The sequence below is a fragment of the Govania unica genome, from assembly GCF_027920805.1.
GTDB lineage: Bacteria > Pseudomonadota > Alphaproteobacteria > Sphingomonadales > Govanellaceae > Govanella > Govanella unica.
Window position 1 is genome coordinate 864,380 of record NZ_JANWOI010000001.1, and the last position, 15,901, is coordinate 880,280.

Annotated in this window: 13 protein-coding genes; 9 read left to right on the top strand and 4 right to left on the bottom strand. The window is 58.6% G+C overall.

Features of this window, described 5'->3' with window-relative positions; all coding sequences use genetic code 11:
- Nucleotides 1-7 precede the first annotated feature (7 nt).
- The 3 genes from plsY to NYP16_RS04000 form a co-directional block, all read right to left on the bottom strand.
- The gene (gene plsY, locus NYP16_RS03990) at nt 8-640 is read right to left on the bottom strand and encodes a glycerol-3-phosphate 1-O-acyltransferase PlsY (protein ID WP_274942813.1); all 633 of its coding nucleotides are present in this window, start codon (nt 638-640) and stop codon (nt 8-10) included.
- 86 nt (nt 641-726) lie between these two features.
- The gene (pyrC, locus tag NYP16_RS03995; RefSeq protein ID WP_274942814.1) at nt 727-2,016 is read right to left on the bottom strand and encodes a dihydroorotase; all 1,290 of its coding nucleotides are present in this window, start codon (nt 2,014-2,016) and stop codon (nt 727-729) included.
- A complete protein-coding gene (locus NYP16_RS04000) occupies nt 2,013-3,020 on the bottom strand; it encodes an aspartate carbamoyltransferase catalytic subunit (RefSeq protein ID WP_274942815.1) in 1,008 nt (335 codons plus the stop codon). The genes pyrC and NYP16_RS04000 overlap by 4 nt, the downstream gene beginning before the upstream one ends.
- Before the next feature lie 546 nt (nt 3,021-3,566).
- Here NYP16_RS04000 and NYP16_RS04005 point away from each other — a divergent pair.
- Entirely contained in the window at nt 3,567-5,801 is a 2,235-nt protein-coding gene (locus NYP16_RS04005; RefSeq protein ID WP_274942816.1) for a TonB-dependent receptor, read from the top strand.
- Between the two features lie 77 nt (nt 5,802-5,878).
- Here the strand turns inward: NYP16_RS04005 and ruvX are convergent, their stop codons facing one another.
- Nucleotides 5,879-6,334, bottom strand: coding sequence for a Holliday junction resolvase RuvX (gene ruvX, locus NYP16_RS04010; RefSeq protein WP_274942817.1), 456 nt, complete (start codon nt 6,332-6,334; stop codon nt 5,879-5,881).
- Between the two features lie 528 nt (nt 6,335-6,862).
- Between ruvX and NYP16_RS04015 the strand changes: the two genes are divergently transcribed.
- The 8 genes from NYP16_RS04015 (at nt 6,863) to NYP16_RS04050 (ending at nt 15,877) form a co-directional block, all read left to right on the top strand.
- Entirely contained in the window at nt 6,863-7,525 is a 663-nt protein-coding gene (locus tag NYP16_RS04015; RefSeq protein ID WP_274942818.1) for a VPLPA-CTERM sorting domain-containing protein, read from the top strand.
- 256 nt (nt 7,526-7,781) lie between these two features.
- Nucleotides 7,782-8,456, top strand: a complete 675-nt coding sequence (locus NYP16_RS04020) for a PEP-CTERM sorting domain-containing protein (protein ID WP_274942819.1) — start codon at nt 7,782-7,784, stop codon at nt 8,454-8,456.
- A gap of 265 nt (nt 8,457-8,721) precedes the next feature.
- On the top strand, nt 8,722-9,330 hold the full coding sequence (locus tag NYP16_RS04025; protein ID WP_274942820.1) for a PEP-CTERM sorting domain-containing protein: 609 nt from the start codon (nt 8,722-8,724) through the stop codon (nt 9,328-9,330).
- A gap of 141 nt (nt 9,331-9,471) precedes the next feature.
- Nucleotides 9,472-9,759: an Asp-tRNA(Asn)/Glu-tRNA(Gln) amidotransferase subunit GatC gene (gatC, locus tag NYP16_RS04030; protein ID WP_274942821.1), complete on the top strand. Its 288-nt coding sequence runs from the start codon at nt 9,472-9,474 to the stop codon at nt 9,757-9,759.
- Nucleotides 9,760-9,763: 4 nt separating this feature from the next.
- Nucleotides 9,764-11,239: an Asp-tRNA(Asn)/Glu-tRNA(Gln) amidotransferase subunit GatA gene (gene gatA, locus NYP16_RS04035; RefSeq protein ID WP_274942822.1), complete on the top strand. Its 1,476-nt coding sequence runs from the start codon at nt 9,764-9,766 to the stop codon at nt 11,237-11,239.
- 2 nt (nt 11,240-11,241) lie between these two features.
- Nucleotides 11,242-12,723 (top strand): Asp-tRNA(Asn)/Glu-tRNA(Gln) amidotransferase subunit GatB, encoded by a 1,482-nt coding sequence (gene gatB, locus NYP16_RS04040; RefSeq protein WP_274942823.1) that lies wholly within the window; start codon nt 11,242-11,244, stop codon nt 12,721-12,723.
- 339 nt (nt 12,724-13,062) lie between these two features.
- Nucleotides 13,063-14,112 (top strand): DUF2336 domain-containing protein, encoded by a 1,050-nt coding sequence (locus tag NYP16_RS04045; protein WP_274942824.1) that lies wholly within the window; start codon nt 13,063-13,065, stop codon nt 14,110-14,112.
- Nucleotides 14,066-15,877, top strand: a complete 1,812-nt coding sequence (locus NYP16_RS04050; protein WP_274942825.1) for a sensor histidine kinase — start codon at nt 14,066-14,068, stop codon at nt 15,875-15,877. Before NYP16_RS04045 ends, NYP16_RS04050 begins: the two co-directional genes overlap by 47 nt.
- Nucleotides 15,878-15,901: the final 24 nt, after the last annotated feature.

Consider the following 15,901-nt stretch of genomic DNA (forward strand, 5'->3'; position numbering starts at 1 on the left):
ACTGAGGCTATTTCTCTTTTTTTGCGCCAATGCGTGGTTCTTCGCCGCGCAGCAGGCGGCGGATATTGTCCTCATGGCGCATGACCACAAGGAACGCGAGCGAAGCCGTCAGGATGGCGAGCGGCAGGCCGGAAAAGAGAAAGGCGAAAAACGGGCTGGCCAGCGCCGCGATCAGCGCTGCGAGCGATGAAAACCGGAACCCCGCGGCCACCAGTGCCCAGGTGAGGGCCGTGGCGATGCCGGTCGGCAGGGACAGCGCCAACAGCACGCCGAGGAAGGTGGCGACGCCCTTGCCGCCCTTGAAATGGAGCCAGATCGGATAGAGATGGCCGATAAAGGCGGCGGCCGCGGCGAACATGCCAAGAAGCGGATGCATCATCCCGGCGAGCAAAGCCGCCGCCGCACCCTTGCCGCCATCCAGAAGCAGGGTCAACAGCGCCAGCTTTTTGTTGCCGGTGCGGAGAACATTGGTCGCGCCGATATTGCCGGAGCCGATGTTGCGGATGTCGCCAAGGCCCGCAATATGGGTGAGCAGCAGGCCGAACGGGATCGAACCCAGCAGATAGCCGCCGATGATGGCGAGCCAGGTGGGCAGTGTTTCGGTCAGGGGACCGAGGAATTGGGGCGTGATGGGGTCCACGCGGATCTCCAATCTTGGTCGTCATTTAAGGATGACGTTGGTTTTTCAAGATTCCGACGTTCCACAGACGCGGAAGTGACAGCATATCAAGCTTGAGCGCTATAGACCACGCGGCCGCCGACCATGGTCAGCATGACCTTGCCCTGGGCTGGCTGCTCGTCGAAGGGCGTGTTCTTTGATTTGCTGCGGAAGCGGTCGGCGTCGATGCGGATGGCGAGGTCGGGATCGAACAGCACGAGGTCGGCGGGCGCGCCCACCGCAAGCCGTCCGCCCGGCAGTTTGAACAACTCCGCCGGACGTCGGGTCAGCCGGTCAATGACCTCAAGGAGCGAGAGATAGCCGTTGTGATAAAGCTCCATGGAGACCGGCAGCAACGTCTCAAGCCCGACCGCGCCAAAGGCGGCTTGGGCGAAGGGCAGGCGTTTGCTTTCGGCGTCCTGCGGATCATGGCCGCTCGCGATGACGTCGATGGTGCCGTCCTTCAGGCCTTCGATCACCGCGAGGCGGTCGTCTTCGGCGCGCAAGGGCGGGGAAATCTTGGCGAAGGTGCGATAGTCGCCGACGACCAGCTCATTGAGCGCGAAATGCGGCGGGGTGACGCCGCAGGTGATCCGGATCCCGCGGGCCTTGGCGGCGCGCACGGCAGCCAAAGACCCAGCCGCCGTCACATGGGCGAAATGGAGGCGTCCGCCGGTGGCCTCGGCCAGCCGGATGTCGCGTTCGATCATCAGCAGCTCCGCAAGCGGGGTGCTGCCTGAAAGCCCAAGCCGGGTTGACAGTTCGCCCGCGTTCATGACGCCTTTCGAGAGCGTTGGTTCTTCGGGGTGCTGGACCAGCAGGGCATCGAACATGCGGCCGTATTTCAGGATTTTCATCATGACCGAGGCATCGGCAACCGCCGTGCGGCCATCGGTGAAGGCGACGGCCCCGGCATTGGTCAACAGACCGATCTCGGTCATTTCCTTGCCTTCGAGACGCTTGGTCGCGGCGGCCATGGGGACCACATTGACCAGCACGTCATCGCTGCGGCGGCGCGCCATATATTCCACCAGCGACACGCCGTCGATGGCCGGTTTGGTGCTTGGCATGGTGATGATGGTGGTGACACCGCCCGCCGCCGCAGACTGGCTGGCGGAGGCGAGGGTTTCTTTATGTTCGGCCCCGGGTTCGCCGACAAAGACGCGGCTGTCGATCAGACCGGGGGCGAGGCAGTGGCCGTCGCCATCGATGACGGTCGCGCCCTCAGGCGCGTCCCCGGCGCGGATGTTGGCCCCGGCGGCGACGATCTTGCCGTCTTCAACCACAAGCCCGCCCATGGCATCGAGCCCGCTTGCCGGATCGAGCAGGCGGACATTGACAAATACATGTGACGTCATTGGTCGGCCTCTGCATTGCGGGTGGCGCGGGTCAGGGCGTCGAGGCAGGCCATGCGGACGGCCACGCCCATTTCGACCTGTTCCTGAATGGCGCTTCGATTGATGTCATCGGCGACGAGGCTGTCGATCTCGACCCCCCGGTTCATGGGGCCGGGATGCATGATCAGCGCATCGGGCTTGGCCACCGACAGCTTGTCGTAATCAAGGCCGTAGAAATGAAAATACTCTCGCACGCTTGGCAGGTAGCTCGATTCCATCCGTTCAAGCTGAAGCCGCAGCATCATCACGATGTCGCAGTCCTTGAGGCCCTCGCGCATGTCATGGAAAACCTCGCAGCCGAGATGGTCGATGCTGTTCGGCAGCAGCGTCGGCGGGGCCACGAGCCGCACCCGCGCGCCCATGGTGTTGAGCAGGTGAATGTTCGACCGCGCCACCCTGCTGTGCAGGATGTCGCCGCAGATGGCCACCCTCAGCCCATCGATGCGGCCCTTGCGGCGGCGGATGGTGAGCGCGTCGAGCAGCGCCTGAGTCGGATGTTCATGCTGGCCGTCCCCGGCATTGATCACCGCGCCCGAGACCTTTTCCGACAGCAGCTTGACCGCGCCCGAGTCGGCATGGCGCACGACTAGAATATCCGGGTGCATGGCATTGAGGGTGATCGCGGTATCGAGCAGCGTCTCGCCCTTTTTCACCGAGGACGAATCCGCCTGCATATTGATCACATCGGCGCCAAGCCGCTTCGCCGCCAGCTCGAACGAGGTGCGGGTGCGAGTCGAATTCTCGAAAAAGAGGTTGATCATCGTCAGCCCCTTCAGGAGCGACTTTTTCTTATTGGTGCGCCGGTTCTGCTCGACATAGGTGTCGGCCAGATCAAGCAAGCCGGTGAGTTCGTGGGGATAAAGCCCCTCGATCCCAAGTAAATGCTTGTGCGGATAGAAAATTTCCCCGGCTGCGGATGCGCCGACGGAAGGTGAGGGCGGGGGTGTGATATGTGCTGTTGTCATTAAAGAAGCATTTATAAAGATGCGGCGGGCCGCCGGCAAGGGGCGGCGCGCATTTGTTCGCATTTTGATTGGCGGGTTGGCCAGCCTGCCCGTCATTGCGAGGCGCTAGGCCGAAGCAATCCGGTTCTACCACCTTGTCAGGCGGGCAATGGATTACCGGGTCAAGCCCGGTAATGACAGCACATATTAAATTGTCATTGCCGGCGAGCGATAGCACCGACCTCGCGATTAATCCGCGTCCGGTAATGACAGCATTTATTAAATTGGATTGCCGGGCTTGACCCGGCAATCCAGCCTCATCACTCCCAGAGTCTGGTCAGGGTCAGGCCCAAAGGTTCTGGGTCGCCGCGCCGCTTGCGTGACTCGCGATGACGGTTAGGGGATGAAATCCGTGCAAAATTAATATTGCGAATGATTTTCATCCGCATTATCGTCCGCCTCAATGTGAATCGCAAATGCAAACCATTAGCAAAATGGATGTGCTGCAGATCACAGCAAGATTTTGGTCACATAAAAACAATGACTTGTATGAAAAGGGATAAGCAAATGAGCTTGGAAACGCTGTCGGAATCGGGTTGCCGCAAGTCGCGCCGCCGTCTGTTCTGGGTATCGACCGCAAGTGTGGCGGTGCTGGCTAATGCTCTAGTCCTCGGGCTGCCGGTTCAGGCGCAGACAGCGGCGGATGCATCGGCCCAAATTCAGGCTCAGACTGGGAAACCGGGGCCGCAGAAACTTGGCCCCGTGAAGGTTGAGGGCGCTGAAGTCGGCGGGTTCGCCATCGAGGCCCCGGCCGATCAGGGCTATCACGCCGATCGTCTGCTCAGCGCCACCAAGACCGACACCAAATTGATCGATGTGCCGCAGGCCGTGTCGGTGGTCACCCGCCAGCAGATGAATGATCTTGCGAGCCAGAGCATGGCCGATGTCGTGCGTTATGTGCCGGGGATCAATTTCGCCCAGGGCGAAGGCAATCGCGACACGCCGATCTTCCGGGGCAACAACTCGACGTCGGACTTTTTCGTCGATGGCATTCGCGACGACGTTCAGTATTACCGCGACGTCTATAATATCGAGCGCGTTGAAGTTCTGAAGGGCCCGAACGCCATGATTTTCGGCCGTGGCGGCGTCGGCGGGGTCATCAACCGCGTGACCCGGCAGGCCAACTGGGATGGCGCCCGCGAAGTTCGGCTTGAGACCGGCAGCGACGATCATTACCGCGGCACGTTTGATGTCGGGCAGGGCGTGACCGACGCCATCGCCCTGCGCATGACCGGCCTTTACGAGAATTCGGACAGCTTCCGTGACGGCGTCAATCTTGAACGCTGGGGTCTCAACCCGACGGCCTCGTTCCGGCTTGGCGACGCGACGCTGGTGCAGGTCGGCTATGAACATTTCGATGACAAACGGACAGCCGATCGTGGCGTTCCGTCTTATCAGGGGCGGCCGCTCAAAACCGATCGGTCGACGTTTTTTGGCGACCCGGACCTGAGCCCGACGACCGCCAATGTGGATGCCGTCAATCTGGCCGTTGAACATGATTTCGGCAACGGCCTGACCATTCGCAACCGCACGCGCTATGCGAATTATGACAAATTCTATCAGAACGTCTTCCCGGGCCTGGTCAATGCGGCCGGAACCACGGTGGAGATCTCGGCCTATAGCAACGCGACCGCGCGCGATAGTTTCACCAACCAGACCGATCTGACCTATGACGTGATGACCGGATCGATCCGTCACACCTTGCTGGCCGGGGTCGAATACAGCCGTCAGGCCACGAACAATTTCCGCCAGACCGGCTATTTCACGGGCGTGAGCCCGACGACGACCACGATCACCGTGCCGGTCGGCAGCCCCACGATCTCGGTGCCGATCACCTTCCGCCAGAGCGCGACCGACGCCGACAATCACGGCGTGGCCAAGGCTTATGCCGGGTACATCCAGGATCAGATCGAACTGACGCCGCAGATTCAGGCCGTGCTGGGTGTGCGCTATGACAAATTCGATGTGGATTTCACCAACAACCGCAATGGCGCGAGCTTTAAATCAGCGGACAATCTGTGGTCGCCGCGCGCAGGCCTGGTGTTCAAGCCGATCGAAACGGTCTCGCTATATGCAAGCTACAGCCTGACCTATCTGCCGCGCGCCGGGGAACAGCTGGCGTCACTATCGCTGAGCAATGCGGCACTTGATCCCGAAAAGTTCAAGAATTACGAACTTGGGACCAAATGGGATGTTAACGGCAATCTGTTGCTGACCGCCGCCGTCTATCAGCTGGATCGCAGCAATGTGTTGGTGCCGCTTGATCCGAACAACGCGGGGCTCGGCTCGACGCTGGTCAAGGGCCAGCGCACCAAGGGCGTGGAGCTTGGGGCGAGCGGGAATATCACCGACGCCTGGAGCGTCATTGCCTCCTACGCTTATCAGGATGGCAAGCTGACCGCCGCGCAATCACTGACGGTTCCGGCCGGTGCCAAGCTCGCCAATCTGCCGAAGCACAGCGTTGCTCTGTGGAACCGCTATAACATCCTGCCGCAGGTTGGCGCGGGCGTCGGGGTGATCTATCAAAGCAAGCGCTATACGACGACCGACAACACGGTGGTCATGCCGGATTTCCTGCGTGTCGATGCGGCGCTTTACTATGATATCAACGACATGGTCTCGGCCCAGTTGAATGTCGAGAACCTGTTCAACGAACGCTATTATGTCAACGCCAACAGCAATACCAACATCATGCCGGGCTCGCCGCGTGCCTTCAGACTGGGTCTGAGCGGACGGTTCTAAGCCGATATCCATTGTCATTCTGAGCGTTAGCGAAGAATCCCCCAGGATGCTGTCGCTTCGCTCAGGATGACATGACCTTAAGTCGCCCGGGCACGCAGAAAATCGAGAAAACCCTGGAGGATAAACGCCGCCGCCATGCGGTCGACGACTTCAGCGCGTTTTTTGCGGGTGACGTCGGCTTCGAGCAGGTATTTGGTGACCGCCACCGTCGACAGCCGCTCATCCCACATGACCACCGGCAGGTCGATAAGCGGCGCGCAGTTGATGGCGAAGGTGCGGGTGGATTGCACGCGCGGGCCTTCGGACCCATCCATATTGAGCGGCAGCCCGAGCACCAGCCCGACAGCGTTGCGGCTTTTGATGATGGCCTTCAGCGCCTCGATATCCTGAGTGAATTTGACGCGGCGGATGGTTTCGACCGGGGTGGCGACAAGCCGTGTGCCGTCGGACGCCGCAACGCCGATGGTTTTGGTGCCGAGATCCAGCCCGAGGAGCGATCCGCGTGCGGGCAAGGCAACCATGAAATCAGACATATCCAAAAGAGCCATGTTCGGGTTTTAGCGACTGGTTGTTGTAAATGCACGGAAAATAGCTGTTGTACAGGGTAATTTTAGTAAGGCTCTGAATTTAAATGAGAAATATGGTTTCTTTGGAATTCTGGAGCAGGGCGGGAGTCGAGAATTTTTACAGTTTTATATAAGTACTATGGGGGGTGGTTCTGTATCATATTGATACAATTGCGTTCTGGCGGGCTGATAGAACATGGCCCGATTTTTGCTTGTCTGTCTTAGTCGTCACGCCGTCGAAAGGGTGATGAGCACGGTGCCAGATTGTGAGGTCTTGGGCTCCTTGCCGCTGTCGGGTCACGACAGCGACGCGTCTGTATCCGAGTTGCAAATTTCATCGGCATGTTTTCACCGGCTCATGTTCTGGTCGCGAACAGCACGCTGGCAGGCGCCCAGTGACGTAATTCAGCCGGTTCAAGCCGAAGAAGTCCCAAGTCCCCTCCACAGTACGAGTAAATAAGATTTTGGTTCCTTTATATAATTAGGAAGAAAGTCATGAAAATCTTTAAAACGAGTCTGTTGGCAGCTTTTACGGCTCTGTCTTTGGTAGCCGCCAGCGGTGCCACTGCCGGTGTCATTTTTACTCCGGGGAATCACCCTCAGGCGGATGAGGAGAATATTATCTTCAACGGGCCCAATACGATTGAGGGCCCGGCCATGACCGTGACAGGGCTGACTGATCATTCCGATGTCCTGGTCGCCTTTACCTCTCCGATAAACCTGATTACCCCAAGCAATGGTCAGGCTGGCGTGACCGGTGCCGGTACAGACAGCTTCACCGACCTCTCTGTTTATCTTTTGGCTGGCGGAACTTTCGGGGATCTGATCTTTAACCTGCATCTGGCGGAAGGTAATGAAGGGACGGCGACGATCACGGCCTTTCTGGAAGGTGGTGGGACCGCGTCATACGCATTGGCTGTGGGGAATGGCGATAATTTCCTCACCATTGTTGCGGATGACGGCGATCGGCTGACGAAAGTCAGCATTAGCAGCAATGTCGGCCTTGACGATGGCAGGCAATTCCGCATCAGCGATATTCAGGGCGCCCACCCGGTTCCTGTCCCATCGGCCTTCTGGCTGCTGATCACGGGGTTGATGATGATGGTGGTCCTGCGGGGACGCAGGCGGTTGTCCTATCCGCTGTCTCTGACGGCATAGAGTCTAGACAAGAGAGAATGCAATTATCCCCCGTTTCAGCGGGGGATAATTGTTTTTATTTGCCGGCAAGTTGTTTTGCGCTCGAAAAGCCGATTCAGGGTGCTGCGAGTCGGTAGCATTTACACATTTGAATTAGTCTAATCTGAGGAATATTACCTATAGTATTGTTATTGTTTATAAAGTTTCATTTAAAGCTTGTTGGCCTGAAAGTTGCTTTGTAAGGCATGGGTCACCTTTTAAGGGAATGGAGGTCGTTATGTTGCTAAAATCTTCTTTAATCGGATTCTTTGCCGCTCTTGGCTTCGCAACTGCGGCCCATGCAACTCCTTTGAACTTTGAGCTTACGCAGTTCACGGGAGCCAGTTCGCGGGTGCATATCCTGGTGGAACAGCAGGATGCCAACACTCTGAGATTCACGTTGACGGAACCGGTTCATGCTGGAGAAATTCAGGGTGAGCTTCGGGCCTTTTATTTCAACGTGGCGAATGAAAGCATCCTGTCGGCGTTGAGTATTTCGGGGTCATTCATTTCAGCGACTGCGAAATCAGCCAATAATGTGACAGAGGTTGGTGGAAGTGATACCACTCTCGATGGTGGTGGGGGCATTGCGCATCCGTTCGATGTCGGGATTGCTTTCGGCACCGCGGGCAGTGACGGCTTCGTCTATAGCACCGTCTTCACCATAGCCTACGCAGGCGGCCTTAATCTCGATACCTTTTTCCCGCAGACGGCAGACGCTCAATTGTTCGGGGTACGGTTGAAACCATTCCCGAATGGCTCTTCGAGCAAGCTCGTCTGCAATGCACCTTGCGGCTCGACCTCAAGCAGCGGCGGGCCAGACCCGCAGCAAGAAGATGTGCCGGCTCCCGCGTCCCTGATGTTGCTTGGTTTGGGGCTGGCCGGACTTGGGTTGCGCCGCCGCTGGGCTTGAGCAGCTGAATTTATACTTTTAAAAGATATCTTCGCTATTTTGAAACCGGCGCCTTAACTGAGGCGTCGGTTTTTGTTTGAGACAGAAGGTCATATGAAGCGTCGAAAAATTTGACAGACTCAAAAGCAGATTTTTGGGAATATAAATTAAGATATTGATTTAGTTGTATTTTTTATTCTGGCACGATGATTGCTTATGAAGACCATGTGATATGACGAGCGTCGGGTGGCGCTCTGATCGTTCGTAATTAGCAATGGGGGTCGTTATGAAGATTTTTCGTGGGTTGATTGTAGCTGGTGTGATGGCTATGGGGTTCGCGGGTGTGGCAGAGGCTGTGCCGGTGCAATATGTCGATACCTACACTCCAACGGCGGGGGTGACGCTCAGTGGCAATGGCGGGAGCTATAGCTACCAGCATGATATTACCTATCCGACAGCCGCGACCAACAATCTTGTGGCAACGATTGGCGGCGTGGTGACGGCTGGCGCTGGTTATGATGCGCTGACCGATATTCTGAGCTCGGCCGTTCTGACGCTTTATTTCACCGGTACCGGGAGTTATACCAACGGTAAGTTCGATCTGTTCCTTGATGGCACCAAAGAGGGCGGCTTCAACTTTGCCCAGAGCATCGTCATTAACGACAGCCAGTTTGATATCGGGCTGATCACCAATGATGGACTGCTGTCCGTCCAGATCATGCGCACCAATGGTTCCGGGACGGCCACGTTCCTCAAATCGGTTCTGAATGTGTCCGGTGAGCGGAATGCCAACAATGGTCCCGATCCGCAGGAAGAAGTTCCGGCTCCGGCATCCTTGATGCTGCTCGGCCTTGGTCTGGTCGCGCTCGGAGCTCGCCGCCGCAAGGCTGCCTGAACCTTATCATTCGTTTTCAAAAGCGGCGGTCCTCCGGGGCCGCCGTTTTTGTTTGCATAGGCCCCGCGCGACTTGCTTCACAGGTCCCCAAGATGCTAGTGTCCGCCCGATCTCTGGACCCATTTAACAAGACGGAACAGCATGTCGATTGACCTTTCGACCGTCCGGCGTATCGCCAATCTTGCTCGTATCGAGGTGGCCGACGCCGACCTTCCGCCGCTTGCTGCGGAATTGAACACCATCCTTGCGTTTGTCGAGGAGCTTTCGGCCGTCAATACCGACGGTGTCGAGCCCATGACCAGCGTTGTCCATGTGCAATTGCCGCTCCGTGCCGATGAGGTGACCGATGGCGGTTACCCCGACGTGGTGCTGGCCAATGCCCCCAATGCCGAGCATGGATTTTTCACGGTACCCAAGGTGATCGAGTAGTCGCATGACCAAGCTAACCGACCTGACCATTGCCGAGGCCCGCGCCGGTCTCGATGCTCGCGATTTCAGTGCCCGCGAGCTGACGTCTTCTTATATCGAGGCGGTGGAAGCCGCCCGCAGCCTCAATGCCTATCTCGTGGAAACGCCCGAACAGGCGCTGACCATGGCAGACGCGGCGGATGCGGCTTTGAAAGCCGGAACCGCGGGGCCGCTTGCCGGGATTCCGCTCGGCATCAAGGATCTTTTCTGCACCAAGGGCGTTCATTCGCAGGCGGCGTCGCGCATTCTGGATGGCTTCAAGCCACCTTATGAGTCGACGGTGACGGCGAATCTCTGGCGCGATGGCGCGGTGATGCTCGGCAAGCTGTCCATGGATGAATTCGCCATGGGCTCGTCGAACGAAACGAGCTATGCGGGGCCTGTGCTCAATCCCTGGCGGGCCGATGGCTCGGACGCCAATCTTGTTCCCGGCGGCTCGTCGGGCGGCTCGTCATCGGCGGTTGCGGCGCATATTGCGGCGGCGGCCACCGGCACCGACACCGGCGGCTCGATCCGTCAACCGGCGGCCTTCACCGGCACCGTGGGCATCAAGCCGACCTATGGCCGTTGTTCGCGTTGGGGCGTGATTGCCTTCGCTTCGTCGCTGGATCAGGCCGGGCCGATTGCCCGCAGTGTCAAGGACGCGGCCATCATGCTTGGCTCCATGGCCGGGTATGACGCCAAGGATTCGACCTCCATCAATTGTCCGGTGCCGGATTATGCGGCGGCTTTGACCGGGGATATTCGCGGCCTGAAGGTCGGTATCCCGACCGAATACCGTCCCGACAACCTGCCGTCCGAGATCGCCAAACTGTGGGATCAGGGCGTCGAGTGGCTGAAGGACGCGGGCGCCGAAATCAAGGACGTGTCGCTGCCGCATACCAAACATGCGCTGGCGACCTATTATATTGTCGCTCCGGCCGAGGCGTCGTCGAACCTCGCGCGCTATGACGGGGTGCGCTATGGCCGCCGTGTCAACGGGTCGAGCCTGGACGACATGTATGCGAAAACCCGGGCCGAGGGCTTTGGTAAGGAAGTGAAGCGGCGTATTCTGGTCGGCACCTATGTGCTGTCGGCCGGCTATTACGACGCCTATTACCTCAAGGCGCAAAAGCTGCGGACGCTGATCGCGCGCGATTTTGCCGCGGCCTTTAACGATGTGGACGTGCTGCTGACGCCAACCGCGCCGTCGGCGGCCTTTGGCATCGGGGAAACCAAGGACCCCATCGCCATGTATCTGAACGATGTCTTCACCGTGCCTGCGAGCCTTGCCGGGCTTCCGGCCATGTCGGTTCCGGCCGGGCTGTCGTCGACCGGGCTGCCGCTTGGGCTTCAGCTCATCGGCAAGGTGTTTGATGAAGCGACTCTGTTGAATGTGGGCTCGGTGATCGAGCGGGCGGCCAATTTCACCGCCCGGCCCAAAGACTGGTGGAGGGCCTGATCATGGCGAAACTTATTCAGGGCGCCACGGGCGATTGGGAAGTTGTGATCGGTCTTGAGGTCCATGCCCAGGTCACGTCGAAATCGAAACTGTTCTCGGGCTCGTCGACGACCTTCGGGTCGGTACCGAATTCGCAAGTCAGCCTGGTGGACGCGGCCATGCCTGGCATGCTGCCGGTCATCAACGCCGAATGCGTGGCCCAGGCCGTCCGCACCGGCCTTGCTCTTGGAGCCGCGATCAATCTGGTCTCGGTGTTCGACCGCAAGAACTATTTCTATGCCGATCTGCCGCAGGGCTATCAGATTTCGCAGTTCAAATACCCGATCGTGGGTGAGGGGACCGTGGTCATTGATCTTGGCGACGAAACCAAGGACGTCGGTATTGAACGCCTCCATCTGGAACAGGATGCGGGCAAGAGCATGCATGACCAGAGCCCGTCCTTGACCTATGTGGACCTGAACCGCTCGGGCGTGGCGCTGATGGAAATCGTCTCGAAGCCCGATCTCCGGTCTTCGGAAGAGGCCGGGGCCTATTTGAAAAAGCTCCGCACCATTCTGCGCTATATCGGCACCTGCGACGGCAATATGGAGGAAGGCTCCATGCGTGCCGACGTGAACGTGTCGGTGCGCCGTCCGGGCGAGCCCCTTGGCACGCGCTGCGAAATCAAGAACGTGAACTCGGTCCGCTTCGTTCAGCAGGCGGTCGAGGTCGAGGCGCGGCGTCAGATCGACATTCTCGAAGACGGCGGCTCGATCAAGCAGGAGACGCGGCTTTTCGACCCGACAAAGGGCGAGACGCGCTCCATGCGGTCGAAGGAAGAGGCGCATGATTATCGCTATTTCCCCGATCCCGACCTGTTGCCATTGAGCTTCACGCAGGATTGGGTCGATGAGCTGGCGCGTAATCTGCCCGAACTCCCCGATGCGAAGCGGGAGCGTCTGGCCGCTGATCTCGGCATTCCGGCCTATAACGCCGCAGTGCTGACGGCGGAAAAGGAAAGCGCCGACTATTTCGAAGCCTTCCTGGCCGCAATTGCCGAGATCACGGGCAAGCCGATGAAGGACTTCGCGACTCAGGCGTCGAACTGGGTGATTTCGGATCTTTTCGGGGCGCTCAACAAGGCAGGCAAGGATGTCTCGACCTCGCCGGTGAGCATCGAAAACGCTGCGAAGCTTCAGAAGCTTCTGCTCGACGGCGTGATTTCGGGCCGTATCGCCAAGGAAGTCTTTGAACTGATGTTCGAGACCGGCGGCGATCCGGAAGCGATCGTCGAGGAAAAAGGTCTGCGTCAGGTGTCCGACACCGGCGCGATCGAGGCTGCCATTGACGCGATTCTGGCTGCCAATGCTGATAAGCTTGCGGAATATCGGTCCGGCAAGGACAAGCTTTTTGGCTTCTTTGTCGGCCAGGTTATGAAAAATACCGGGGGCAAGGCCAATCCGGCGGTTCTGAATGACTTGCTGAAGGCCAAGCTCAACGGCTGATCCAGGCGGAAAACTTTGAGAAGGGGCCGCTTCAGGGAGCTGAAGCGGCCCCTTTGTTTTATTGTCATTTTGTTGCTGTGATGACGCCGCGACTTGAACTGTTCCGGTGTCTGGTTCCATAGAAAGTAAGACGGTTTCAGACTTTCTTAATGTCCACCACGTATAAACGGCGGGACTGGAATCGGGTTATCTCTATCGCCGGGTGCAAATAAGTTGCTGCCGGGAATGGTTTTTGGATGGCGGGGGCCGCAGTAAGCGATGAATCCCATAGGCCGCGAGCAAGTAAGTCGCCTGTATGAGTTGGCGCAAGAGAAGACGGAACATTCCAAGCGTGTTCTGGTGGAGAATATCTCTGACTTGTTTCTCAGTCAGGATGGCCGCCTGACCGAGCATCAGCGCATGCTGATGACCGATATTCTGCATAAGCTGATTGCCGATCTTGAAACGGTTGTACGCGGGGAACTGGCAACGCTTCTGATGGAAGGTGGCAGCGCGCCGCCCGAGCTGTTGCGCCTGTTGGCCAATGAACAGATCGAAATCGCCCGCCCCATTCTTGAAAAAAGCACGCTGTTGCGCGATGTCGACCTGATCGAGATCGTTCATAACCGCTCCGAGGAACATCGGCTGACCATCGCCATGCGCGCCCGGGTATCCGAACAGGTGAGCGACGCCCTGATCGAAGAGGGCGGGGCCGATGTCATTGAAACCTTACTGAAAAATCCCGACGCCAAGCTGTCCGGGGAGGGGATGGAATATCTGGTGGCGGAATCGCGCCGGGTTGACCGCTTTCAGGAGCCCTTGCTGTCGCGCCATGATTTGCCGTCCGAACTTGCGCATCGCATGTTCTGGTGGGTGTCGGCGGCGCTGCGGCGACGGGTGCTGGTGGATTTCAGCTCGGTTGATCCGACCGGTCTTGACCGTATGTTGCAGGACGCGACCAGGCGAGCCATTGCCAGTCACGAGCCGGGGGACAGTGTCGCCGAACGCTCGGTGCGGCTGGTCGCACGTCTTTCCGAAAGCGGTCAGCTGACCATAGGGTTCCTGAAGTGCAGCCTTCGCCAACAGCATTTGTCGGTGTTTGTGGCTGGGCTTGGGCGGCTGTCGGGGGTCAATGCCACGACCGTCTGGCGGATCTTTCGCGACAAGGGTGGGGAAAGTTTCGCCGTGCTTTGCCGGTCGATGGACATGAGTCGCAATGATTTTGCCTCGCTGTTCCTGACCTTGGCGGAAGCGCGCGGCGGGCAGCATGTGCGGCCGACTTCGTTCCTCAAGGAAATTCTCGATCTCTATGATGCGATCTCCGTGGCTAATGCGCGCGCGGCCTTGACCTACTGGCAGCGTGATGACGCTTTTCAGCAAGCTCTGGATGATGTTGGCGATGTGGGGTGAGGGCGCGGAGCATCGACTGGGGCGTGAGGCCGTCGGCAGGATGCCGGGCGGCGGTGATCCTGAATCCGTGCGCCGCATCGATTGGGACCAATGCACCATCATGTCCGGTGAACAGGCCGGGCGGGTAACGTCTCATGCGCCGCAGGGGCCTGAAACCAACGAGACCCTGCAAGCGGTTCAGGTCCTGCTTGGCCGGATCCGGCTTGATGACACGATCCCGCTTTATGTGGCGGCGGTCGATGGCGGGCTTTTGCATGTGAGTGAAGGTTATGAAACGCTTGCCCGCACGTCCGAGACAGTGACGGCAAGTGTTTATGACGAAGTCCGCAGCCGGGTCGATGTGACGCTGCCGGCGGGCTTGCGGGCGGTCATCGAAGAGGTGCGCATGCTTGGTCGCGGCATCAGCATCGAAGAAAGAATCCGCGTCAAAGGTCAGTTGCGCTATTTCCGCTCCCGTCATTTTCCGGTTCTTGATACGCGTGGCCGGGTGGTGGCTGTGGGCGGCACCTATGTGGATTGCACGCGGGAGATCGAAAGTCTGGAGCAGGCCACCGCCGCTCAGGTCCGTTTCCGCGATTTCGCGCGGGCCAGTTCCGACTGGTTCTGGGAATGCGATCGAGACGGCCAGATTCAGATGCTGTCCGACCGGCTGACGGCGCTCCTTGGGGTTCCGGCGGCCAAGCATGTGGGGCGGCGATTCGATGAGATCGGGGTGATGCTTCCGCTTGAAGATGGCACGGTGCTCATGCGCACGGCTCAATATCACAACCGCCCGTTCCGCGATCAGCTTTTTGGCATGCATGACCGCGCTGGTGCCTTGCTCGTGTTTCATCTCAGCGGCGTGCCGGTCTTTGATGTGGCGAGCGGCGAGTTCCTCGGCTATCGCGGTGCCGGCATGGATATCACGAGCCGCATGCGCTCGGAACAACAGTCCGAGGAAATCAAGCGCAGCCTCGAGAATATGCTTGAGGAGCTGACCAACAAGAATGTGCAGCTCGACATGGCCTCCGCCAAGGCCGAAGAAGCGCTCAAGGTCAAAAACGAATTCCTCGCCGCCATGAGCCATGAGCTGCGGACGCCGCTCAATGCCATCATCGGGTTCGCCGAAGCTATGAAGCTTGAGATATTCGGCGATATCAGCGACCAGTATAAATCCTACAGCAACGATATCCTGAGCGCTGGACGGCATTTGCTTGGGCTTATCAATGATGTGCTTGATGTGGCGGTGCTTGAAAGCGATCGCATCCAGCTTGAAATCGAACCCGTGAGCCTCAAGGCGGTTATCGAGAAGGCATTCAATCTCGTCACCATGCGGGCTCATAAAAAGCAGCTCAATATCCGCAGCGTGCTCATTCAGGGCGACTGGACCTTGCATGTGGATATGCGGCGGGCGACGCAGGTGTTTGTGAATTTATTCTCGAATGCAGTGAAGTTCACGCCGGATCGCGGCTCGGTCGGGATCGAGGTGGAGCTGCTGGCCGATCACATGCTGGCGATCACGGTGTGGGACAACGGCATTGGCATTCCGCGCGACAAACATCATCTGGTGTTCGAAAAGTTCCAGCAATGTGTCGATAATATCTATTCCCGCCGCGAGGAAGGCACCGGCCTCGGGCTTCATATCTCGAAACATCTCGCCCAGCTGATGGGCGGCGATATCTTCCTCGACAGCGAGGAAGGCGCGGGTAGCCGCTTTACGGTGGTGCTGCCGCTTTATAGCGAAGGCCGCGAAGACGGCACGGTCTCGCAGCCCGCCGGTATCTGATACTCCCGCCGCTGTCACCTCTCC